At 67.9% G+C, this 23,403-nt stretch carries 19 protein-coding genes; 12 read left to right on the top strand and 7 right to left on the bottom strand.

Translation table 11 applies throughout. The features are described from left to right. The first annotated feature begins 202 nt into the window (after positions 1-202). The gene (locus F9288_RS01835) at positions 203-3,133 is read left to right on the top strand and encodes a M14 family zinc carboxypeptidase (protein ID WP_174834999.1); all 2,931 of its coding nucleotides are present in this window, start codon (positions 203-205) and stop codon (positions 3,131-3,133) included. 58 nt (positions 3,134-3,191) lie between these two features. On the opposite strand, the gene F9288_RS01830 is transcribed toward F9288_RS01835, so the two are convergent. Next, entirely contained in the window at positions 3,192-3,551 is a 360-nt protein-coding gene (locus F9288_RS01830) for a hypothetical protein (RefSeq protein ID WP_174834998.1), read from the bottom strand. Beyond that, positions 3,548-5,326: a chloride channel protein gene (locus F9288_RS01825; protein WP_174834997.1), complete on the bottom strand. Its 1,779-nt coding sequence runs from the start codon at positions 5,324-5,326 to the stop codon at positions 3,548-3,550. The genes F9288_RS01830 and F9288_RS01825 overlap by 4 nt, the downstream gene beginning before the upstream one ends. Positions 5,327-5,406: 80 nt before the next feature. On the opposite strand from F9288_RS01825, the gene F9288_RS01820 reads away from it, so the two are divergent. Then, positions 5,407-5,817 carry a MarR family winged helix-turn-helix transcriptional regulator gene (locus F9288_RS01820; protein ID WP_174834996.1) on the top strand — a complete coding sequence of 137 codons (411 nt, stop codon included), beginning with the start codon at positions 5,407-5,409 and terminating at the stop codon, positions 5,815-5,817. A gap of 19 nt (positions 5,818-5,836) precedes the next feature. Here F9288_RS01820 and F9288_RS01815 read toward each other — a convergent pair whose 3' ends face one another. Next, entirely contained in the window at positions 5,837-6,925 is a 1,089-nt protein-coding gene (locus F9288_RS01815) for an MBL fold metallo-hydrolase (protein WP_174834995.1), read from the bottom strand. A 123-nt stretch (positions 6,926-7,048) separates the two neighbouring features. On the opposite strand from F9288_RS01815, the gene F9288_RS01810 reads away from it, so the two are divergent. The 5 genes from F9288_RS01810 (at position 7,049) to F9288_RS01790 (ending at position 12,626) form a co-directional block, all read left to right on the top strand. After that, entirely contained in the window at positions 7,049-7,432 is a 384-nt protein-coding gene (locus tag F9288_RS01810; protein WP_174834994.1) for a hypothetical protein, read from the top strand. After that, on the top strand, positions 7,429-9,078 hold the full coding sequence (locus F9288_RS01805) for a sulfatase-like hydrolase/transferase (RefSeq protein WP_174834993.1): 1,650 nt from the start codon (positions 7,429-7,431) through the stop codon (positions 9,076-9,078). Before F9288_RS01810 ends, F9288_RS01805 begins: the two co-directional genes overlap by 4 nt. 35 nt (positions 9,079-9,113) lie before the next feature. Beyond that, positions 9,114-9,656: a TetR/AcrR family transcriptional regulator gene (locus tag F9288_RS01800; RefSeq protein ID WP_174834992.1), complete on the top strand. Its 543-nt coding sequence runs from the start codon at positions 9,114-9,116 to the stop codon at positions 9,654-9,656. After that, the gene (locus F9288_RS01795; protein ID WP_174834991.1) at positions 9,653-10,309 is read left to right on the top strand and encodes a 2-hydroxychromene-2-carboxylate isomerase; all 657 of its coding nucleotides are present in this window, start codon (positions 9,653-9,655) and stop codon (positions 10,307-10,309) included. Before F9288_RS01800 ends, F9288_RS01795 begins: the two co-directional genes overlap by 4 nt. A 70-nt stretch (positions 10,310-10,379) precedes the next feature. Then, entirely contained in the window at positions 10,380-12,626 is a 2,247-nt protein-coding gene (locus F9288_RS01790; RefSeq protein ID WP_174834990.1) for a transferrin receptor-like dimerization domain-containing protein, read from the top strand. A 16-nt stretch (positions 12,627-12,642) separates the two neighbouring features. On the opposite strand, the gene F9288_RS01785 is transcribed toward F9288_RS01790, so the two are convergent. Together F9288_RS01785 and F9288_RS01780 are read right to left on the bottom strand one after the other, a co-directional pair. After that, entirely contained in the window at positions 12,643-13,272 is a 630-nt protein-coding gene (locus F9288_RS01785) for a peroxiredoxin (protein WP_174834989.1), read from the bottom strand. 28 nt (positions 13,273-13,300) lie between these two features. Continuing rightward, positions 13,301-13,843, bottom strand: coding sequence for a hypothetical protein (locus F9288_RS01780; protein WP_174834988.1), 543 nt, complete (start codon positions 13,841-13,843; stop codon positions 13,301-13,303). Positions 13,844-13,979: 136 nt separating this feature from the next. Between F9288_RS01780 and F9288_RS01775 the strand changes: the two genes are divergently transcribed. Next, positions 13,980-14,828, top strand: a complete 849-nt coding sequence (locus F9288_RS01775; protein WP_174834987.1) for a LysR family transcriptional regulator — start codon at positions 13,980-13,982, stop codon at positions 14,826-14,828. An 8-nt stretch (positions 14,829-14,836) separates the two neighbouring features. On the opposite strand, the gene F9288_RS01770 is transcribed toward F9288_RS01775, so the two are convergent. After that, complete coding sequence (locus F9288_RS01770; protein WP_174834986.1) at positions 14,837-15,283, bottom strand: Rrf2 family transcriptional regulator; 447 nt, start codon at positions 15,281-15,283, stop codon at positions 14,837-14,839. Between the two features lie 103 nt (positions 15,284-15,386). On the opposite strand from F9288_RS01770, the gene F9288_RS01765 reads away from it, so the two are divergent. Then, positions 15,387-15,791, top strand: a complete 405-nt coding sequence (locus F9288_RS01765) for a group III truncated hemoglobin (RefSeq protein ID WP_174834985.1) — start codon at positions 15,387-15,389, stop codon at positions 15,789-15,791. 16 nt (positions 15,792-15,807) lie between these two features. Next, a complete protein-coding gene (locus F9288_RS01760) occupies positions 15,808-16,419 on the top strand; it encodes a DUF1971 domain-containing protein (protein ID WP_254621029.1) in 612 nt (203 codons plus the stop codon). 60 nt (positions 16,420-16,479) lie between these two features. Here F9288_RS01760 and F9288_RS01755 read toward each other — a convergent pair whose 3' ends face one another. Then, the gene (locus F9288_RS01755) at positions 16,480-18,783 is read right to left on the bottom strand and encodes a TonB-dependent receptor (protein WP_174834984.1); all 2,304 of its coding nucleotides are present in this window, start codon (positions 18,781-18,783) and stop codon (positions 16,480-16,482) included. 384 nt (positions 18,784-19,167) lie between these two features. On the opposite strand from F9288_RS01755, the gene F9288_RS01750 reads away from it, so the two are divergent. Next, positions 19,168-22,011 carry a M14 family zinc carboxypeptidase gene (locus tag F9288_RS01750; RefSeq protein WP_174834983.1) on the top strand — a complete coding sequence of 948 codons (2,844 nt, stop codon included), beginning with the start codon at positions 19,168-19,170 and terminating at the stop codon, positions 22,009-22,011. 19 nt (positions 22,012-22,030) lie between these two features. Then, positions 22,031-23,380, top strand: coding sequence for an amidohydrolase family protein (locus F9288_RS01745; RefSeq protein ID WP_174834982.1), 1,350 nt, complete (start codon positions 22,031-22,033; stop codon positions 23,378-23,380). Positions 23,381-23,403 lie beyond the last annotated feature (23 nt).

Genomic DNA, 23,403 nt, shown 5'->3' with positions numbered 1-23,403 from the left:
CGGCACGCCGCTTGCCCGTCGACCGCCGATTGTCCCCGGTTACCCGCCTGCCGCGCCGGCCGGCCGCCGCCGGATCGGCCGGGCGCCTTGCCGACATCATCGCATCGAATGACGGGGGCCGGATGCCGCGCGTGCGCGCGGCGGCCGGCGCTCGACGGGGTACGTCAGGAACATCGTGAATCATCGCCAAGGGGGCAGGTACATGCGCAATTCCAGGATCACCACGCTGGCACTTCTCGCCGGAACCGTCCTCACGACGGCGCCGCTGATGGCCGGGGCGCAGACCGCTCCCGCCGCCGCGACCACCGCCCAACCGCAGGACGAGGAATACGGCCGGCTCATCAACGAATATCTGGTCGACAAGCGCTTCACCTCGGAGCTGGTCGATCACATGCCGGCGTCGGCCACGGTGCCTTCGCCGCTCAAGTTCTTCGGCCGCATTCCGGGCAAGCCGGGCGAGATCACCTATGCGGAGGATATCGAGCGTTATTACAAGGAGCTGGCGCGCACCTCGCCGCGCGTGAAGTTCTGGACGGTCGGCAAGTCGGAGGAGGGGCGCGATATCGTCGTGATCGCGATCGCCGACGAGGAGACGCTCAAGAACCTCGACACCAACAAGGCGGCGCTCGCCGCGCTGGGCGATCCGCGCAAGACCAGCGAGGCGCAGGCGAAGCAGCTCATCAAGAGCGCCAAGCCGCTCTACTGGATCACCAGCGGCATCCACTCGCCGGAGCTGGGCGGGCCGGAGATGCTGATCGAGCTGGCCTATCGCCTCGCGGTGGAGGAGACGCCGTTCATCCAGAACATCCGCAACAACATGATCACCTTCATCACGCCGGTGCTGGAGGTGGACGGCCGCGACAAGATGGTCGACACTTATTATTACGGGAAGAAGACCGGCAATCCGCGCCCGCCGCTGATGTATTGGGGCAAATATGTCGCGCACGACAACAATCGCGACGGCATGGGCCAGTATCTCCAGCTCACCAAGGCGCTGACCAACGGTGTGCTGGATTGGCACCCCACGGTGCTGCACGATCTGCACGAGGCGCAATCCTATCTGTACGTGTCGACCGGGACGGGGCCGTACAATCCCTCGCTCGATCCGATCGCCAGCAACGAATGGTGGCTGCTGGCGCAGACCGAGGTGATGGAGATGTCGAAGCGCAACGTTCCCGGCGTCTTCACCTACGGCTTCTATGACGGCTGGGTGCCGAACTATCTGTTCTGGATCGCGCAGACCCATAACGGCTTCGGCCGCTTCTACGAGGTGCAGAGCTATGGCCCGGATATCCAGAAGGGGCTGAAGCTACCGCCGTCGGCCACCAGCCGCGAATGGTATCGCGCCAATCCGCCGCTGCCGTCGATCGACTGGGGGCCGCGCAACAACACCAACATCCAGGAATCGGCGCTGCTGATCGCGCTCAACAAGGTGGCGACCGATCGCCAGATCTATCTCGAGAATTACTGGATCAAGAACAAGCGCTCGGTCGAGACGGGCCGCACCGGCGACATCAACGCCTGGGTGATCCCCGCCGCGCAGACCGCGAGGCTCAACGTCGTGGATATGGTCAACGGCCTGCGCCGGCAGGGCGCGGAGATCAGCGTCGCCAATGCGCCGTTCAAGGCGGGCGGGGTGGACGTCGCGGCGGGCGATTACGTGATCCGCGCCGACCAGCCGTATCGCACGTTGGTCGACATGTATCTCGGCGTGCAGAACTATCCGATCGCCAACCCGCGCCCGTATGACGATACCGGCTGGACGATGGGCTATATGCGCAACGTCACGGTCAGGACGATCAAGGACCCGTCCGTCTTCCAGCAATCGATGACGATGCTGGCGGACGACGTGCGGCCGAAGGGCGTCGTCACCGGCGCCGGCCCGGTGATCCTCGTCAACCACAGCGGCGACAACGAGCTGATGTCGTTCCGCTTCCGCCTCGCCAGGACGAAGATGCTCGCGGCGGAGGCGCCGTTCGAGCTGGGCGGGCGGCAATATGCGGCCGGCACCTTCATCCTGCCCGCCGCCAACCGCGCGGAGGTGGAGAAGGTCGTCGCCGATCTCGGCCTGACGGCGGAGGCGGTCGGCGCGGTGCCGTCGGTGGCGAACCACGCGCTCAGCGTGCCGCGGATCGGCTATTTGCACTCCTGGCTCCGCACCCAGGACGAGGGCTGGTGGCGTGCCGCGCTCGACCGTTATGGCGTACCCTATACCTATTTCGCCGACATCAAGGCGCGGCAGGGCGGGTTGCGCGCCAAATATGACGTCATCATCTATCCGACGGTCGGCTCCAGCGTGAAGGATCAGGTGACCGGCGTCGCGATGAACGGCACCAAGCCGATCCCGTACAAGAAATCCGCGCTCACCCCGAACCTCGGCACGCTCGATTCCGCCGACGACATCCGTGGCGGTCTCGGCGCGGACGGCATCGCCGAGCTGAAGAAGTTCGTCGAGCAGGGCGGCACGCTGATCGGCGACGGATCGACCGTGGAGATGCTGGCCGAATATGGCGTCGCCTCCGGCGTGAGCGTCGCGGAAACGCCCAAGCTCTACACCAAGGGCGCGATCATGCGCGGCGTGTTCAAGGACAAGACCAGCCCGCTGACCTACGGCTACGCCGGCAACGAGATGCCGGTCTATTTCTCGCAGGCGCCAGTGCTGAAGGTCGGCGGAAGCGGGCCGGGCATGGGCTATTTCGATCCCAATGCGCCCGGCAGCAACATCGCGCAGAACATCACGCCGAACGACAAGCCCGCGCATATCTCGCCGTGGCAAGGCTCGGGCCAGCAGGCCGCGCCGGCCAATACGGACGTGTCGAACTCGCCGTTCGGCTCGATGCTGCCCACCTCGCGCACGGGCGGCGCGGCGCCGACGCAATTCCCCCGCGTGGTGATGGCCTTCCCGGCGAAGGCGGACGATATCCTGCTGAGCGGGATGCTTTCCGGCGGCGAGGCGTTGCAGAACAATGCGCTGCTGGTCGACGTGCCGAAGGGGCAGGGCCATATGGTGCTCTATGCGCTGCGGCCGTTCTGGCGCTGGCAGACGCAGGGGAGCTATTTCCTCGGCTTCAACGCGATCATCAACTGGGATCACCTCGACGCCGGCGCGAAGAGCGGCGCGAAGGGCGACTGATCCGAGGCGATGCCCGGCGCGGCGGATCACGCCGTCGCGCCGGGCATCGTCGGGATGATTATTCCGTGAGCGCCGCCCGCGCCCGTAGCGCCGCGAGGCAGATCGCCAGCGTCTCGATCGGATGGGCGGCGAGCCATTCGCGGCGCTCGCCGGTCACGATGAAGGCGCCGTCATGTTCCTCCAGCCAGTGGCCGGGCGGGACGAGCGTGCTCGCCGCCGTCCGCGATTGCGAATAGTTGAGCGCGCGGACGCGCGCGCCGTCCTCGCCACGCCAGATGCCTTCCTCGATTGCCGGAAGCCGCGCCAGGGCGGGGAACACCGCCAGCGCGATCAGCGTGTCGAGCGCGCGGCCCGGCTCCTCCGCTCGCTCGCAGGCCAGGATCGCTTCGGCGAGCGCGGCGGTGGCAGGGCTGGTCATGCGGTGGTTGTCTTCGTTCCCACATAGCGCGCGCGGCCGAGTTCCGCACGCCGGCTCGCGCTCCGCGTCTTGAGCAGATCCTGGCGCGAGAGCAGGCCGAGCACACGCCGCGTTTCCGGGTCGACGATCGGGATGCGCCCGATCCCCGAATCGACGATCAGGTCCGCCACCACGCCGCTGGGCGTGTCGGGATAGGCGACGGGCTGCGCGGCATCGGATATCGCGTCCGCCAGCGGGGTCCCGTCTTCGTCGCGATCGACCTGCCAGCGCAGCGCGTCGGTGCGCGAGACGAGGCCGAGCAGCCGCCCCTCCGCATCCACCACCGGATAGCTGCGGTGTGCCGCCTCGCTGGCGAAAAAGGCGATCGCCGCGCCCACCGTCATCGTGCCGGGCAGCGTGTCCGGGTCGCGCGTCATGATCTGCGCGGCTTGCAGCAGGTCGAGCGGATCGACGGTATATTCTTGGAGGATATGCCGTCCGCGCCGCGCGATCTTCTCGGTCAGGATCGAGCGGCGCATCAGCAGCACGCTGACGGCATAGGCCGCGCCCGCCGCCGCGATCGTATAGGGCGCGGCTTCGAAATGCCCGGTCAGTTCGACCGCGAACAGCGCGCCGGTCATCGGCGCGCGCATCGCGCCGGACATGATCCCGGCCATGCCGACCATCGCCCAGAAGCCAGCGTCGCCCGGCAGCACTTGCCCGAGCAGGACGCCCGCCGCGCCGCCCAGGATCAGCAACGGCGCCAGCACGCCGCCCGAGGTGCCCGATCCGAGCGCGACCAGCCACACGATCGCCTTCACCACCAGCAGCGCGATGACCACGCGCAGCGGCAGCGCGCCGTTGAGCAGCGAATCGATGCTGGCATAGCCCGCGCCCAGCACATGCGCGTCGATCAGGCCGCCGAAGCCGACCACGACCGCGCCGATCGCCGGCCACCACATCCAGTGCACCGGCAGGCGGTGGAACATGTCTTCGACGCGATAGAGCGTGACCGAGAGCAGCGCCGCCTCCAGCCCGACGATCAGCCCGGTACCGCCGGCGGCGGCGAGCGCCCAGGCCGCGCCGGGGGCGTGCGCCCCGGTCGGGAACATCGCGCCCGTGCCGATCAGCAGCGGCCGCCACGCGAAGGAGACGAGCGAGGCCACCACCACCGGCACGAAGCTGCGCGGCTTCCATTCGAACAGCAGCACCTCCACCGCGAGCAGGATCGCGGCGAGCGGCGTGCCGAAGATCGCGGTCATGCCCGCCGCCGCGCCGGCGACGAGCAGGGTCTTGCGCTCCGCCGCGCTCAGCCGGAAGCATTGCGCGAACAGCGATCCGATCGCGCCGCCGGTCATGATGATCGGCCCCTCCGCGCCGAACGGGCCGCCGCTGCCGATCGAGATCGCGGAGGACAGGGGCTTGAGCAAAGCGACCTTGAGCGACAGCCGGCTCTCGCCGAACAGGATCGTTTCGATCGCCTCCGGGATGCCGTGGCCGCGGATCTTGTCCGATCCGAAGCGCGCCATCAGCCCGACGATCACGCTGCCGATCACCGGGATCGCCACCACCATGAGGCCGACATGCGCGTCGGTGATGACGGTCTTGTCGGCGGAAAGCCGCCCGAACCAGAACAGGTTGGTGGCGATCGCGATCAGCTTGACCAGCACCCACGCGCCGAACGCGCCGCCGCTGCCGACGACGATCGCCATCATCGCGAGCATGACCATGCGGCGATCGACGCTATGATCGGCGAGCTGATGCCCTTCGGTGACGCGGGGCGGGGTAAGCGACATAAGAGAGGCGAGCCTTGTCGGACGATGGCGGCGCGCGTTTATATCGTAATACGATATGTTTCAATCGGGGAAGAAGCGGGATGGCGGCGGAGGACGGGATCGGGGATGCGGATTATGCGGCGCTGGCCGAGTTCCGCCATGCGATCCGCCGCTTCCAGTCGTTCAGCGAGGCGCGCGCGGGCGAGGTCGGGCTAACCCCGCGGCAGCATCAGGCGTTGCTCGCGATCCGGGGCAGCACGCTGGACGAGGCAACGGTGGGCCGCGTCGCCGAGCGGCTGATCATGAAGCCGCACAGCGCGACCGGCCTGGTCAACCGGCTGGAGGTGCTGGGGCTGGTGACGCGCGAGGCCGCCACCGCCGATCGCCGGCGCGCGCTGCTCCGCCTGACGCCCAAGGCGTATCGTATCCTCGATGAACTCTCGGCGGTGCATCGCGAGGAGATCAGGCGGCTCAGGCCATTGTTCGCGGAGATATTCGCCCAGCTCGGCTAGGGACCAGGACCGATCCGTCCTATCGCACGGACCAGCGGCGCAGCTCCATCCCGGTGCCGCCGGCGGGAAGGCTGAACACCATCCCGTCCTCGCCCACCGTGATCGTCCCGTCGAACCGTTGCCGCGCATCGCCGAGGAAGGCGGGATACATCACCCGCGAGGGCATCTGCGGGATGTTGTGGCTGAACACGAGATGCTTCACCCCGGCCGCCTGCGCCTCGGCGGCGGCGTCCTCAGGCGAGGTGTGGTAGTTGAGGATGTCGCGCGTGATCTGGGTGAGTGCGGTCTGCCCGCGCTGTTCCAGCACTTCGGTCATCAGACCGACGAGCCGGGGTTGCAGCCCTTCGTGCACCAGCAGATCCGCGCCGCGCGCGTTGCGCACGATCGAGGGCGTCGGGCTGGTGTCGCCGCTGAACACGAGCGACCGCCCCTTGTAGGTGAAGCGATAGCCGACCGCCGGCTCGACCGGGCCGTGATCGACGCGGAAGGCGGTGACGGTGATGCCGTCGCCGGCATAGACCGGCACCGGCGACCAGTCCCCTTTCGGCGGCAGCGCGAAGGGCACCGCCGCCCCGCCGGCGCCGGACGGCGGCGCGACGATCGGGCCGTGGTGCGCGGTGCGGAAGCCGGCGTCGATCGCATAGGCCTGATCGAATCCGGCGACGACCCGCTCGGTCCCCGCCGGGCCGTGGACGGGCAGCGGCCGCGTCCGCCCCGCGCCGGTCCAGGCGAACAGCAGCATCGGCCCCAGCCCGTCGATATGGTCGGAATGGAGATGCGTCAGGAAAACGCGCTCGATGCGGCCATTGGGGATGCCCATCAGCATGATGTTGCGCGCGCCGCCCTCGCCTGCGTCGACGACGAAGACATGCCGGCCCGCGATCACCACGCTGCACGGCCCGGCGCGGGTCGGATCGGGCATCGGCGAGCCGGTGCCGCACAGCGCGACGTGCAGTCCGTCCGGCAGTTCGCGCGTGACGTCCACCCCCGCGCGCGCGTCGATCGCGATCCGCGCCGCCTCGCGCCCGATCGCCCCCGGAAACGCCGCCACCGCGAGCAGCGCCGTCAGCGCCGCGCCGCCCGTCGCCCACCATATCGCGTGCCGCATCGATCCTCTCCCCATCTATTGCGGCGAGAATAAGCGATATTATGGCATTATCAATGCCGATACTTGCGCGGCGCGCCGCGCGTGATAGGATCGCCGCCAGAAAACAGGGGAGAGGATGCGGCCGTGACGCAGATATCGCGCGTGCTCGTGGCGCTGGTGGCGCTGTTCAACATCGTGCTGGGGCTGGGTTTCCTGCTCGATCCGGCGGGATCGGCGCAGCGCTTCCTGCTGGAGCCGCTCGGCACGCAGGGGATGGCGACGCTGCGGGCGGACTTCACCGCCTTTTTCGTCGTCGGCGGCGCGGCGGCGCTGATCGGCGCATGGCGGCGTGACGGCGCGCCGCTGCTCGTGCCGCTCGCGCTGCTCTCGATCGCGATCACTGGGCGCGTGGTCAGCCTGATCGCGGACGGCGCGCCGGGCAGCGCCTTCCCGCCGATGGCGATGGAGGCGGTGATGATTGTGATCCTGCTGCTCGGCCGCCGCGCCTTCGCGGAGGCGCGGCCATGAAACGCTGGAAGAAGATCGCGCTCGGCACGGTCGGTGTGGCGGCGGTCGCGGGGTTCGCGGCGAAGGATTATGTGCTGCTCCACCTGCCCGGCTGGCTCGCGCCGCGCGTCCATCCGTTCCGCGAGATCACCTGGCAGCCCGGCCCGGCGAAACCGCTGCTGCCGCCCGAGCAGCGCCCGCCCAATATCGTGCTGATCCTCGCCGACGATCTCGGCTTCAACGACATCAGCTTCAACGGCGGCGGGGTGGCGCATGGGCTGCTCAAGACGCCGAACATCGACGCGATCGGGCATCAGGGCGCGAGCTTCGCGCAGGCCTATGCCGGCAACGCCACCTGCGCGCCCTCGCGCGCGGCGCTGCTCACCGGGCGCTATCCGACGCGCTTCGGCTTCGAGTTCACGCCGACCGACACGCGCTTCGCCAAGACGATCGCCGGCTTCCCGAGCAACTGGCGATACAAGACGATCCTCGACCAGCAGGCGGTGGACAACGATCCCCCCGCGAACAGCAAGGGCATCCCGACCAGCGAGCGGACGATCGCCGACCTGCTGCGCACCGGCGGCTATCACAATATCCATCTCGGCAAATGGCATCTCGGCGGGGAGCCAGGGATGCGCCCCGAGCAGCGCGGCTTCGACGAGAGCCTGGGCTTCATCATCGGCGGCCAGATGTACGCGCGCGAGGGCGACCCGAACGTCGTCAACTCGAAGCAGGATTTCGACCCGATCGACAAATATATCTGGGCCAACCTGCCGTTCAGCGTGCAATATAACGGCGGCGAGCGGTTCCACCCCGATCGCTACATGACCGATTACCTGACGCATCAGGCGATCCGCGCGATCGACGCCAACCGCAACCGGCCGTTCTTCCTCTACCTCGCCTATAACGCCCCGCACACGCCGCTTCAGGCGCTGAAGAGCGATTATGACGCGCTGGCCGCGATCCCCGATCGCCGCACGCGCGTCTATGCCGCGATGATCCGCGCGCTCGATCGCGGCGTGGGGCAGGTGATGCGGGCGCTGAAGGATCGCGGGCTGGACAGGAACACGCTCGTCATCTTCACCAGCGACAATGGCGGCGCGCATTATATCGGCCTGCCCGACATCAACCGCCCGTATCGCGGCTGGAAGGCGACCTTCTTCGAGGGCGGAATCAGGGTGCCGCTGTTCATGCGCTGGCCCGCGCGGATCGCGCCGGAGACGCGGGTGGACGGCACGGTCAGCCATTTCGACCTCTTCGCCACCGCCGCCGCCGCCGCCGGATTGAAGCCGCCCGCCGACCGGGTGATCGACGGTATCGACCTGTCGCCCTATGTCGATGCGCGGCACGAGCCGATGCCGAAGCGCACCCTGTTCTGGAAGAGCGGTGACTATCAGGCGGTGCGCGACGGCGACGCCAAGCTCCAGATCCTCGATATCCCGCGTGAATCCTTGCTCTACGATCTCAAGGGCGACCCGACCGAGCAGCGCGATGCCGCCGCCGCAAATCCGGCGGAGGTGCAGCGGCTCACCGCGCTGATCCGCCGCCACGACGCGGAGCAGGTGAAGCCCTCCTGGCCGGCGCTGATCCGCTCGCCCATTGCCATCGACCGCCCGCTGGGTACGACGCCGCGCACGGGCGAAACCTATATCTACTGGGCGAACTGATGGCGGCGGAAGACGGCAGGCGAAAGCGATCGGAGGTGAGCCGGCGCAAGATCGTCGAGGCGATGGTTGCGCTGGTCGGGGAGGGCGATCCCGCGCCCCCCGCCGAGCAGATCGCCGCGCGTGCCGGGGTGGGCCTGCGCACCGTCTTCCGCCAGTTCGCCGACATGGAGGCGATCTACGCCGGCATGGCCGAGCGGCTCGCGCGCGAATATCACGACTGGCTCGATCCATTCACGGCGGCGGACTGGCGCGGGCAGTTGGGCGAGATGCTGGCGCGCCGGCTCGACACCTATGAGCGGCTGATGCCGTACAAGCGCGCCGCCGACGCGCATCGTCACGCCTCCGCGACGATCCAGCGGCATCATGCCGGCGTGCTGGCGACGATGCGCGAGCGGCTGGTCGGGCTGCTGCCGCCGGCGGTCGCGGGGGACGCCGTGCTGCTGGAGGCGATCGACCTGCTGCTCAGCTTCGAGACGTGGCAGCGGCTGCGGCTCGATCAGAACCTGTCGCCGGAAAACGCCCGCGCGGTGGTGGCGGGGGCGATCGCGCGGCTGTTGCCGCAGGAGGATGTGAAATGACGCTGGCGTTCGATTGCTTCTGGTCGTTCCGTTCGCCCTATTCCTATCTGGTGACACCCCGGCTGGTGGCGCTGGAGCGCGATTTCGACGTGCGCTGCAATGTCCGCGTCGTCCGCCCGATCGCGGTGCGGCAGCCGGAGTTCTTCTCGAACGGCGATCCGCTGTGGGTCAGCTATCTGATGCGCGACACGGTGCGGACGGCGGAATATCTCGGCTTGCCCTATCGCTGGCCGCGTCCCGATCCGGTGGTGATGGACTTCGCGACGCGCACCTATCCGAAGGAACAGCCTTATATCCACCGGCTCAGCCGCCTGGGCCAGCTTGCTGCCGAGCGCGGGCGCGGCCTGCCGTTCATCGCCGCGGTGAGCCGCCTGATCTGGAGCGGCGCGACCGATAACTGGCACGAGGGCGACCACCTCGCCCATGCGGCGGCCGCCGCCGGGCTGGACCTCGCCGAGATGGATCGCGTGGTGGAAGCGCAAGGGGAGCGACTCGCCGCCGCGATCGAGGCCAATGAGGCGGACCAGCGCGCCGCCGGCCATTACGGCGTGCCGCTGATGGCGTTCGGCGGCGAGCCGTTCTTCGGGCAGGATCGCTTCGACCAGCTCGTCTGGCGGATGGAGCAAGCGGGGCTGGCGCGACGCGCCGATTGAGCCGCTTGCGTTGATGCCGCCAACCGTTTCATGTTGCGCGGAACGGAAACGATCAGAACGGGGGGACGGGATGCGCGCAGCACAGATTCTGGCGGGGGCCGCGCTCGCGGCGATGGCGGCGGCCGGCGTGGCGCAGACCGCATCCACCGACCGCAAGGCGATCGAGGCGCAGTTCGACCAGCATATCAGCTCGGCCGACCAGCTGGCGTGGCTGAAGGACATGTCGTCCGCGCCGAACCATGTCGGCTCGCCACACGACAAGGCCAACGCCGAGGCGATCCTCGCCAAGTTCAAGCAATGGGGCTGGGACGCGCATATCGAGACGTTCCACGTCCTCTATCCCACGCCGATCTCCACCACCGTGGAGATGGTCGCGCCGGAGAAGATCGTGCTGGGCGGACAGGAGCCGCCGGTCCCCGGCGACGATACGTCGTCGAAGACGGCCGATGCGCTGCCGCCCTATGTCGCCTTCCAGGGCGACGGCGACGTCACCGGCGATCTCGTCTACGTCAATTACGGGATGCCGGAGGATTACAAGGCGCTCGCCCGGCGCGGCATCGACGTGAAGGGCAAGATCGTCATCGCGCGCTACGGCACCGGCTGGCGCGGGCTGAAGCCCAAGCTGGCGCAGGATCACGGCGCGATCGGCTGCATCATCTATTCCGATCCGGCCGATGACGGCTATGCGCAAGGCGACGCCTATCCGGTCGGCGGGGCGCGCCCGGCGGGCAGCGTGCAGCGCGGCTCGGTCGCGGACATGCCGCTCTATCCCGGCGACCCGCTGACCCCCGGCATCGGCGCGACGCTCAACGCCAAAAGGCTGACCCGCGAGCAAGCGCCGACGATCCTCAAGATTCCGGTGCTGCCGATGTCCTATGGCGATGCGGGCAAGCTGCTCGCGCGGCTCGGCGGCCCGGTCGCGCCGGCGCCGTGGCGTGGCGCGCTGCCCGTCACCTATCATATGGGCGGCAACGGCGGCGTATCCGTCCATCTCGCGGTGAAGTCCAACTGGAAGCTGACGCCGGCCTATGACGTGATCGCGATGCTGAAAGGCTCGCGCTATCCCGATCAATGGGTGATCCGCGGCAATCATCATGACGGCTGGGTGTTCGGCGCGGCCGATCCGCTTTCCGGCAATGTCGCGATGCTTTCGGAGGCGAAGGCGCTCGGCGAATTGTATCGCTCCGGCTGGCGGCCGGCGCGGACGATCGTCTATACGAGCTGGGACGCGGAGGAGCCGATGCTGCTCGGCTCGACCGAATGGGCCGAGCAACATGCCGACGAGCTGAAGCAGAAGGGCGCGATCTACATCAACACCGACGGCAACGGGCGCGGGATGCTCCATGCGCAGGGCAGCCATTCGTTCCAGCATCTCGTCAATGCCGTTGCCGCCGACGTGACCGATCCGGAGACGGGCGCGAGCGTCGCGGCGCGCGCCCGCGCGGGCGTTCTCGCCGATGCGTTCGATCATACGGGGCAGGTCAACGCAACCGCGCTGGCGGCGGCCGAGAAGGGCGGCGACCTGCCGCTCGGCGCGCTGGGATCGGGGTCGGACTATTCCGCCTATATCCAGCATCTCGGCCTGCCCGCGATCAACATCGGCTTCGGCGGCGAGGATGAGTCCGACGGCGTCTATCATTCGATCTACGACAGCTTCCACCATGTAACGACCTTCGACGATCCGGGCCTGAAATATGGCGCGGCGCTGTCGAAGGTGGTCGGGCGGCTGGTGCTGCGGCTCGCCGACGCCGACCTGCCGGTGCAGCGCTACGGCGATTTCGCCGACACGGTCGGGATCTATCTTGGCGAGGTGAAGAAGCTCGCCGCCGATCGTCGCGCCGAGGATACGAAGCGCGACAGGCTGATCGCCGATGGCGCGTTCCGCCTCGCCAGCGATCCGCTCAAGCCGGTCGGCGCCCCGGCGCCGGAGGCGGTGACGCCCGAGTTCGATTTCGCGGCGCTCGACGGTGCGGTGAAGACGCTCAGGCAATCGGCCGCCGCGTTCGATGGCGCGCTGGCGGCGCGGGGCGCGGCGCTATCGCAGGCGCAACGCGACCGGCTCTCCGCGCAGCTTCGCGACATCGACCAGCTGCTGCTCGACGATCGCGGCCTGCCGGAGCGGCCGTGGTACAAGCACCTGATCTACGCCCCCGGCCGCTTCACCGGCTATGGTGCGAAGACGCTGCCCGGCGTGCGCGAGGCGATCGAGGAGCGCCGCTTCGACGACGCCCGCGAGTTCGTCGGCCGCACCGCCAAGGTGCTGCGCGACTATGCCGCGCGGCTCGATCAGGCGCGCGCGACGGTGGAGGGGAAATAGCCCGCCGACGCGCGGGTTATTGCATGTCCACCAGCCGCAGATAGGGCTTCAGCGTGCGGAAGCCTTGCGGGAATTTCCGCCGCGCCTCCTCGTCCGACAGCTTGGGCGAGATGACCACCGCGTCGCCCGGCTCCCAGTTCACCGGGGTCGCGATGCTCTGTGCGTCGGTGAGTTGCAGGCTGTCGATCGCGCGGATGATCTCGGCGAAGTTGCGCCCGGTGCTGGACGGGTAGGTGAGGATCAGCCGCACCTTCTTCGCCGGATCGATGACGAAGACCGAGCGGACGGTGACGGTCGGGTCGCTTTCCGGGTGGATCATGCCATAGAGCGTCGCGACCCGCATGTCGGGATCGGCGATCATCGGGAAATCGAGCGTCGCCGATTGCGTTTCCGCTATGTCCGCCTCCCAGCGATGATGCGCCTCGACCGGATCGACCGACAGGCCGATCGGCTTCACCCCGCGCCTGTCCCATTCCGGCCGCAGCCGCGCGACCTCGCCCAGCTCGGTGGTGCAGACCGGGGTGAAATTCTTCGGATGGCTGAAGAACAGGCCCCAGCCCGATCCAAGCCATTCGTGGAAGCGGATCGGGCCGTGCGTGCTGTCCTGTTCGAAGTCGGGCGCGATCTGGCCGAGCTGGATGGTCATGGGGCGTTCCTTTGCGATTGTGAGGGGCTTATCCGCCGCGCCGCGCACGGCGGGTGCAGGCGACGGTGACGAGGACGAAGGGCAGGGCGGCGAGCGCGAACGCGCCGTTCCGCGCGGGTGGCAGCAGGGCCGCGTCGACCAGCAATCGCTCGATCGTCAGCAGGCCGGCGAGCGCGGCGAACCAGAAGCCGGCTCCGCGCAGCAAGGCGCGCCGCCGTTCCTCCCGCGCCGGCAGCAGCCGGCCGTCGCGGGACAGGCGCAGGCGGGGGACCATTTCCCCCGGCCAGATCGTCACGAAATCGTCGCCGTCCGGGGCGCGGCGCGTTTCCCCGTCGCGCATCCCGGCGAGCAGCGCGATCCACTCGTTGCCGATCAGCAGGAAGGTCGCCAGCGGCGTGACCAGCGCGCCGACGAACAGCAAGGCGCGCTCGTCAGCACCGCCCGACTCGAACAGGCGGCAGGCGATCAGCCACGCCGCGCCGAACAGGTTCGCCGCGAGGATGCCGAACAACAGCCAGCCGTGCCGGTGCCGTGGCGGGGATTCGCGGGGCGGCGGCTCGAGCGGCTTCATCGCGCGGGCCGGCGGGACGGTATGCGGTTGCGATGCTGGCGGACCATGGCGGCCTCCTTGCGCACCTATCATCCGTCCTTTAACATCCAGCAAGCAAACGAATATTATTGCGGTTTAAGCGGAAGGAAATTGCCGCATGGATATCGGCATCGCGCGCACCTTCCTGGAGGTGGTCAAGACCGGCAGCTTCGTCAGCGCCGCCGCCAACCTCAACCTGACGCAGACCGCGGTGAGCGCGCGCATCCGCGTGCTGGAGGAGCAGCTCGACCGGCCGGTGTTCATCCGCAACAAGGCGGGCGCGCGGCTGACCCCGGCGGGCGAGCATTTCCTGCGCTTCGCGACCACCCTGGTGCAGGTGTGGGAGGGCGCGCGCCGCGCCGTCGCGTTGCCGCCGGGGCGCGAGGCGGTGGTGACGATCGGCGCGGAGCTGAGCCTGTGGAGCCCGCTGCTGCGCCACTGGCTGCTGTGGATGCGGCGCGAATGCCCGGAGATCGCGGTGAGCGCGCAGATCGACACCTCCGAGCGGCTGCTGGAGCGCGTGCAGAACGGCTCGCTCGACATGGCGGTGATCTATGCCGCGCCGCGCCGACCGGGGCTGATCGCGGAGCTGCTGTTCGAGGAGAAGCTGGTGCTGGTGCGCACCACGCCCGCCGCCCGGCCGCTCGGCGCGGAGGATCATGTCGATATCGACTGGGGCGAGGATTTCGCGGCCAGCTATCATGCCGCCTTCCCCGACAGGCCCAAGGCGGTGGTGTCGATCAGCTACGGCCCGCTCGCGCTGGATTATCTGCTGGCGACCGGCGGCAGCGGTTATTTCCGGCAAGGGGCGATCCGCTCCTATCTGGAGGAGGGGCGGCTGGCGCTGGTGCCGGACAGCCCGGAATTCTCCTATTCCGCCTATGCCGTCCATTCATCGAAAGCCGATCCGGGGGCGATGGATCGCGTGCGCGCCGGCCTGCGCGCGGCGGCGGCGATGACGGGATAGCCGCGTGCTCAGCCGGGGCAGGTCGCCAGCGCTCGCTCCCGCGCGGCGAACAATTTCACGATGTCGGGGCGCACGGTGAGCAGGTCCTGGAGCGTATAGCCGTCGAGCACCGCCATGAACGCGGCGAGCGCCCCGGCCAGTGCGACAGTCAGCCCGCACGCGGGGGAGATGAGACAATCCCCGCAATCGACCAGTTCGAACCCGTCCTCGGTATGGCGGACGAGCGCGCCGACGTTGATCTCCTCCGGCTTGCGGCCCAGCCGGATGCCGCCGCCCCGGCCGCGCACGCTGGCTACATAGCCGGCATTGGCGAGATCGTTCACCACCTTCATCAGATGGTTCTGCGAGATGCCATAAGCGCGCGATACCTCCGCGATCGAGCACAGCCGATCCGGCCGCGCGCCGAGGTAGAGCAGCACGCGCATCGCATAATCGGTATAGCGCGTCAGGCGCATCGGTGGCTCCGCCTCACTTGGCCGCGGATAACATATATTTCTATTGCATCTTTTTTCGGATCGCCGCAATAGATGCGTGTTAAATACATGATTGGAGCGAGTCGTGGAGCATCCCGCCGAGATCGAGGAAGCCGCGCTGGAGCGTCTGATCCCGCTGTTCTACGCGCGCGTCCGCGAGGATGACGAGCTTGGCCCGGTGTTCAACGACGCGATCGCCGACTGGCCGGAGCATCTCGACAAGCTGGTCGCCTTCTGGTCGTCGGTGATGCTGACCAGCGGGCGCTACAAGGGCAATCCGATGATGGCGCATATCAAGCACATCAGGCGGATCACGCCGGAATTGTTCGACCGCTGGCTCGCGCTGTGGAAGGCGACGACCGACGAGGTGATGCCGCCCGCCGCAGCCGCCGCGTTGCAGGCGAAGGCCGCGCGCATCTCCGAGAGCCTTCAGCTCGGGATGTTCTTCCGCCTCGATCCGTCCTCGCGGCCGGGCCGCGCGGCCGCCTGACCGGGCAAAGGAGCAGATGATGCAGACCGGATCGGCAAGCGCCCCCACGGACTCTCGCGCACGGGCGCAGGCCCAGGAACAGGCGCAGGTGGAGTTCCGCCGCGCGATGAAGATCATCGCCCTCGCGGCGGTGCTGATGGCGGCGGGCGCCTTGTGGTATCTGTCGCTCTCGGGGCCGCTCACCGTCACGATGGTCGTCGCGACGACCTTGGGGGTGCTGATCTCGGTCGTGCTCGGCTGCGGGCTGTTCGCGGCGGCGTTCTTCAGCGACAAGAGCGGCTACGACCAGAACGTCTCCGACGCGACCCGCGTCAAGGCGCCGCAGCCCAATCCGACCGCGCTGCCTGAGGGGCTGGAATCATACAAGAGCACCGACGAGTTCACCGACCGGACGGTGCCCGCCGCGTTGCTCGCCGACCATAATACCAAGGCCGGCACCTGGGGGCTGATCCGCGTCACCGCCGGCATGTTGCGCTATCGCGTCACCGATCCGCGCCGCGCGCCGCTCGAGACGATCCTGACCCCGGACACGCTGCCGGGCATCGTCGAGCCGACGATCCTCCATCATGTCGAGCCGGTCCCCGGCGCCCGCTTCCACGTCGAATTCTGGCGCGCGCGGGAAGGCTAGCCGAAGATCTCTGGGGGGATGCCGCCGCCGCCCGCATCGGGCGGCGACGGCATCCTGTCATCAGAACGACTTGCGCAGGTTGAGGCCGATCGTGCGCGGCTGCGCCGAGGTGACGCTCGTCAGGCCGACGCCGATCGCGCTCGACGAGGCGCGGGTGATCGCCACCGAATCGAACAGGTTGGTGACGAAGACATAGGCGCCCCAGTCGCCCGACCGCTCGATGCCGACGCGCGCGTTCACCAGATCATAGCCGTCGATGTAGCGCGTATAGACGTAGGTCGGGCGGAAGTCCGAATAATAGCCGCCGGAGTGGCTGTAGTCGGCACGGATCACGCCGTCGAAGCTGTCGGTCAGCGGCCAGGTATATTGCGCGCTGCCGCCCATCGTGAACTTCGGCACATAGGGGATGCGGTTGCCCTTCAGCCCCGAGCTGGTGGTGGCAAGGTTCGGCGGCAGCACGTCCTCGGTCAGCTTGGCGGTCATATAGGTGGCGTTGGCGTTGATGTTGAGGCCGTGGACCGGCTGGAGCGACCCCTCGAACTCGATGCCCTGCACCCGCGCGGCCGAGGCGTTGCCGATATAGGAGAAGGCCCCGTTCGGCGTACGCTGCGTGATCTGTATGTTCGACCAGTCGATGCGGAAGGCGTCGAGGTTGAGGATCAGCGTGCGGCCCAGCCACGCGGTCTTGAAGCCCGCTTCATAGTTCCACAGCGAGTCCGACCGGTACGGCGTCAGCGCCGTGTCGAGGCCGAGCACCTGGTTGACGCCGCCGGGGCGGAAGCCCTGCGCCGCCTCGGCATAGAACATGATGTCCGGCGTGATCTTGTACGACACGTTCGCCTTGACGACCGTCCCGTCCTCCGACGAGGACAGCGCGGTCGGCGGCGTGATCCGCGCGCCGACGAGGATCGAGGGCACGTCGGTATGGCCGACGACGTCCTTGTCGTACTTGAAGTAGCGGATGCCGCCGGTGACGTTCAGCCGCGAGGTGATGTCCAGCGAAAGCTCGCCGAACGCGGCGACCTGCTTCAGCTCGTCATGGATGAAGCGGATCGTGTCGATCTGGTTCGGGATGACATAGCCGCTGGCCGGATCGACGTTGAGCTGCGGATTGGCGACGTCGGTGGTGCGCTTCGAATAGAAGCCGCCGACCGTCCAGTTGAGCGGCCCGTGCCCGGACGAGCTGAACCGCAGTTCGGCCGTCAGCGCGTCGAGGTCCTGCTGCGGATAGAGCGAGCTGGTCGACTGGCCGGCGACGAACGCCTGATATTGCGCGAACGAGGTGATCGGCACGCCGAACTGGTCGGAGCAGCTCGTCGCGCACAGCCGGTTATAGGTGGCGAGGTTGTTCGTGCCCTGGATATAGCGCGAGGTGTCGCTCTGGCTGACGAGGCTGCGCTCCATGTACGAGACGACGCCCGTCGCGGTGACCGGGCCGAAGTCATAGGTGCTGGTGAGGCTGTAGAGCTTCACCTCGTCGCGCACGACCTGGCGGGTGCGCGCGTCAGTGTTGTATCTGCCCTTCTCCAGCAGCCAGCTCGGTGTGTCGGTGGAGGAATTGTTGTAATAGACCGCCGCGTCGATCGTCCACGCCTCGACCGGCTGGATGCGCAGGATCGCGCGCCCGCCGTAGCTCTCCTCGGCGTTGATGTTCTTCACGTTGAGCCAGGTGTTGTCGATATAGCCGCCGTTGCGCTTGAAGAAGCCGACGACGCGCAGCGCGATCTTCTGGTCGACGATCGGGAGATTGATCATCCCGTTCATCTCCTGATTGGGCGCGCCGTGCTGGGTGGCGGACATCGTGCCGTCGAAGTCCGCCGCCAGCCGGTATTCCGGCTTCTTGTAGATGATGCGCAGCGTGCCGCCCATCGAGCCGGAGCCGTAGAGCGTGCCCTGCGGCCCGCGCAGCGCCTCGACGCGATCGACGTCGAACAGGCGCAGCTCCGGGGTGGAGCCGCCCGCGTCGTTGCTCGCGCCGACGGTGCCGGTCACCGGCGTCTCGTCGTAATAGACGCCGACGGTTGGCTCGCCGGTCGCCTGGATGCCGCGGATCACGACGCGGCGGTTCGACGGGCCGCCGTCGACGAAGTTGAGGCCCGGCACCTGGCTGTGCAGGTCGGCGATGTTCTGCACGCCCGCATTGGCGATCGTCTGCGCCGACACGGCGGAGATCGCGATCGGGGTTTCCTGAAGCCGGGTGTCACGCTTCAGCGCGGTGACGACGATGTCGGCGTCGTTCCCCTGCGCGGGTGCGGCGGCGGGCGCGGTGTTGCCGCTCTGGGCCAGCGCGGGCGCGGCGATGCCGCTCAATGCCGTCGCGGCGAGCAGACCCGCCATGCGTCGCAGATTCATCGTGTCGATCATCGAACCCCCCTCTCGCTCGTCGCGGACCGTTCCGGCCTTTGCGACCGCGCCGCTTCTTTCGTTTCCCCGTGGCCCGGCGATGATCGCCGCGTCCGCGTCAAGCGATTGGGCAGGATATCCACGCGCGTCAACCGATCGATGCTTAACTAAGCAAATTTTTGATCCGAGCTTGCGCATAGTGTGGCTATATCGCACCATAAATGTTGTGGAATCGGGCGGGTAAGGGCGTTTTTCAGCCGTTCGCGCGCGGCCGGTTCCGCGACGAGAGCTTGGGGTCTGTGGGCAATCGCCCGATTTTTTCAGGCAGGCGAAGCATCGGCTTGGGGTGGCGACATGCCGCGATCCGGCCGGGTCTGTCGCGTGGAATTTTCAGGGGAGGCGTTGATGAAGCGAATTCTGAAGGGGGCATCGCTCCTTGGCACGGCCAGCATGGCGGCCGGGCTGCTGGCGGGCGCGGCGGGCGCGCAGCAGGGGATGGACCCGGATTTCGCCAAGTCGGTGAAGGAATGGACGACGCGGCCGGAATTCTCGACGCCGCTGGTCGATCACCTGCCCTTGTCCTCCACCATCCCCTCGCCGAAGCAGGTGTTCGGCAGCCATATCGGCGCGCCGGGCGTGCTGCACAGCCAGCCGGAGATAAACGCCTATTTCCGCAAGCTCGCCGCCGCCGCGCCGGATCGCGTGCGCATCATCGACATCGGCAAGACCAACGAGGGCCGCGAGAATATCGTCGTGATGCTCTCCGATCCCGAGAATATCGCGAAGCTCGACCAATATAAGGCCAACCTCGCCAAGCTCGCCGATCCGCGCCACATCTCCCCCGACGAGGCGAAGCGGATCATCGGCGAGACCAGGCCGATCTACCACCTCACCGCCGGGCTGCATTCGGCCGAGACCGGCCCGCCCGAGATGGTGATGGAACTGGCCTATCGCCTGCTCACCGAGGATTCGCCGCTCGTGCGGCAGATCCGCAAGAACCTCGTCGTCGCGATCAGCCCGGTGCTGGAGGCGGACGGTCGCGACCGCTATCGCGACTGGTATTACCGGCACCTGATCGACGAGAAGGACGATCTCAACAAGCCCGCCGGGCCGCCCTATTGGGGCAAGTACATCTATCACGATAACAATCGCGACATCAATTTCTCCGATCCCAGCGCGGCGGAGATGATGAAATATTACCTCGAATGGCACCCGCCGATCATGCACGAGCTGCATGAATCGGTGCCGTTCCTCTATACCTACAGCGGGCAGGCGCCGCAGAACCCGGACCTCGACCCGATCCTCTACGGCGAGCTGCCGTTCTTCTCGAACTTCGAGATGTCGCAGCTCACCAAATACGGGATGCCGGGGGTGTGGACGCACGGCTTCGTCGATGCGTGGTCGCCGGGCTATGTCGGCTTCATGTCGTCGAACCACAACGGCATGCTGCGCATGTACGAGACGTTCGGCAACGGCGGCGCGACGACCATGCTGCGCCATGTCGACACCGGCGAGGGCGGCCCCGGCGTGCGCGGCGGCAACCAGACGGCGCGCGACTGGTATCGGCCTTCCCCGGCATACAAGGAAGTCGAATGGTCGATGCGCAACAACACCAACTACATGGAGACGGGCGTGCTGACCGCGCTACAGCTCGCCTCGACCTTCCCTGACATCATCCTCGAGAATTTCTACAAGAAGAGCGCGAACGGGATCGAGGCGGGCACGGCAAAGGCGCCTTATGCCTATATCATCCCGGCGGGCCAGACCGATCCGACGCGCGTCAAGTTCGTGACGGACGTGCTCCAGATGCAGGGGATCGAGATCGGCAAGGCCAATGGCGCGATCAAGCTGGGCGACAAGAGCTGGCCGGCCGGCTCGCTCGTCATCAAGCTGAACCAGCCCTACGGCCGGCTCGCCAAGACCCTGCTCAAGGTGCAGGACAATTACCCCGACGACGACATGACCACCTATGACGACGCGGCGTGGACGATGGGGCTGATGACCCACACCAACATCGTCCAGATCGAGGACAAGGCGGTGCTCGACGTGGCGACCACGCCGCTCGACCATTTCGTCGTCAACGGCGCGATCGGCGGCGCGGGGGCGGGCGGCTATGCCGTGCTCGACACCGGATCGGTCAATCTCGCGCAGCTCCGCTTCCGGCTGAAGGACGTGGCGGTGCGCGTCGCGGAGAAGCCGTTCAAGGCCGGCGGGCGCGAGGTGCCGGCCGGATCGCTGCTGATCCCGGCGAGCGCGGGCGGACAGCTCAGGCCGCTGGTCGAGGAACTCGGCCTCACCGCCGTCGCCGCGCCCGCCGATCCCGGCGTGCCGACGCACGACATGCCGGTGCCGCGCGTCGCGCTGTTCAGCACCTGGGGCTCGACGCAGAACGTCGGCTGGGTGCGCTACGCCTTCGATCGGTACAAGACGCCCTATGACCTGATCTACAAGGAGCAGGTGCGCGCGGGCGATCTGCGGTCGAAATACGACGTCATCATCCTGCCCGATCAGGGTCGCGCGCCGCGCGACGTGGTGTTCGACCTGGCCGTCAAGGGCAAGCCGCTCTCCTATACGCAGAGCAAGGATCAGCCGACGCTTGGTATGTACGGTTCGTCGGACGACATCCGCGGCGGCATGGGGCTGCCAGGGCTGGACGAGCTGCGCAAGTTCGTCGCGGCCGGCGGCCTGCTCATCACCACCGGCAAGGCGAGCGGCGTGCCCGGCAGCTTCGGGCTGGTGGACGACGTGACCGTCGGCGGCGTCAGCAAGGATTTCTACGCCCCCGGCCCGATCGTGAAGGCGAACGTGCTCCAGCCGGCCAGCCCGATCTTCTACGGCTATACGCAGAAGACGATGCCGGTGCGCTGGGCGACCAACGTGCTGCTGGGCGTGCCCAGGACGGCGAAGCAATATGTGCTGATGGAATTCCCCGGCGGGAAGAAATCGGTGATGAGCGGCTTCATGAAGAGCGCCGACGAGGTGAAGGACCGGCCGGCGATCATCGACATGCCGGTCGGCGCGGGGCGCGTCGTGATGTTCGCCACCAACCCGATCTGGCGCTGGCAGAATCTCGGCGAATACCGGATGCTCTACAATGCGATGCTCAACTGGAAGGCGCTGGGCGGGGCGAACAACCTCGCGCCCGTGAAGCCCGACGAGGGCGCGCCGGCGAACAAGCCGCCGCGTGTCGATGACGGATCGAAGCCGACCGGGCTGACCGGATCGGAAGACACCGGCACGCCGAATTGATCGAACAGGGGAAACGAAGATGAAGCACAAGACGATCGCGCTGGCCGTTGCGGCGGCCGCGCTGCTGGGGGCGTCAGGCGTGGCGCTGGCGCAGGCCGACAGCGTGCTGGCGCCAAAGTCGGAGAAGCCGGCGGACCGCTGGACGATCATCCACGCCGGCACGCTGATGGCCGATGCGGGCAAGCCGGTGATGCGCAACGCCAGCGTGATCGTGAAGAATGACAAGGTGGAGGCGGTGCGCGACGGCTTCGTCGGGCCTGACGCGATCGGCAACGGCGTCGCGCCGGCCGGCGTGGCGGTGGTCGAGCTGCGCGACAAGTTCGTCATGGCCGGGCTGATCGACGCGCACGTCCATGTCGGCTTCGGAAGCTGGATCGCGGCGCTTCAGAACGCGCGCGAGAAGGTGTTCGGGGGCGCGACCACCGTGCGCGACGCGGGCAGCACGCCGGAAGTGATCTTCCCGCTGCGCGATGCGATCAACAGGGGCCTTGTCGTGGGGCCGCGCATCCTCGCCTCCGGCTCGCCGCTCACCACCACCGGCGGGCACGGCGATTTCCGCAACGGCAATTTCCAGGCATCGCTCGCGCCGCCCGCCTTCTCCAGCGGCGTGTGCGACGGCGTGGGCGAGTGCGAGAAGGTGACGCGCCGCCAGATCCAGCTCGGCGCGGACCAGATCAAGATCATCGACACCGCCGGCGTGGTGGACGACAGCTACACCGGGCTGGACCAGCAGTTCACCGATGCCGAGCTGCACGCGATCGTCGACGCCGCGCATCTGATGAAGCGCAAGGTGATGGCCCATGCGATCGGCGCGGAGGGCGTGAAGGCGGCGGTGCGCGCCGGGGTCGATTCGATCGAGCACGGCAATTACCTCGACGACGAGGGCGCGAAGCTGATGAAGGCGCACGGCACCTATCTGGTGCCGACGCTGGAGGCACCGACCGACGTGCTGCGCCGCGTGCGCAACCCCAGGCCGGGCGACCGGCCGATCAGCGACAATACGCGCCGCAAGGTGCTCGGGATGCCGGAAGCGCAGCCGGAGGGGATCGGGCGGCAGGTGAAGGTCGCGCTGCGCAACGGCGTGACGATCGCGGTCGGCACCGATTTCGGCGGCACGCCGGGCGATGAGATGGTGCTGCTGGTGCGCAACGGCGGAATGACCCCGGCGGCGGCGCTGCGCGCGGTGACGCTCACCAATGCCGAGCTGCTCGGCATCTCGGACAAGGTCGGGACGCTCGCGCCCGGCAAGTCGGCGGACGTGGTGGCGTTCGACGGCAACCCGCTCGACGAGATCGAGGCTTCGACCCGCGTGGTGTACGTCATGTCGCAGGGGCACCAGTTCAAGGCGCCCGGCTACCAGCTTCCGTGAGGGCGCGCCCGTCACCCCGGCAT

Source organism: Sphingomonas sp. CL5.1 (assembly GCF_013344685.1).
GTDB lineage: Bacteria > Pseudomonadota > Alphaproteobacteria > Sphingomonadales > Sphingomonadaceae > Sphingomonas.
The sequence above is the reverse complement of the archived record's forward strand: the minus strand, read 5'-3'. Positions and strand labels throughout refer to the sequence as shown.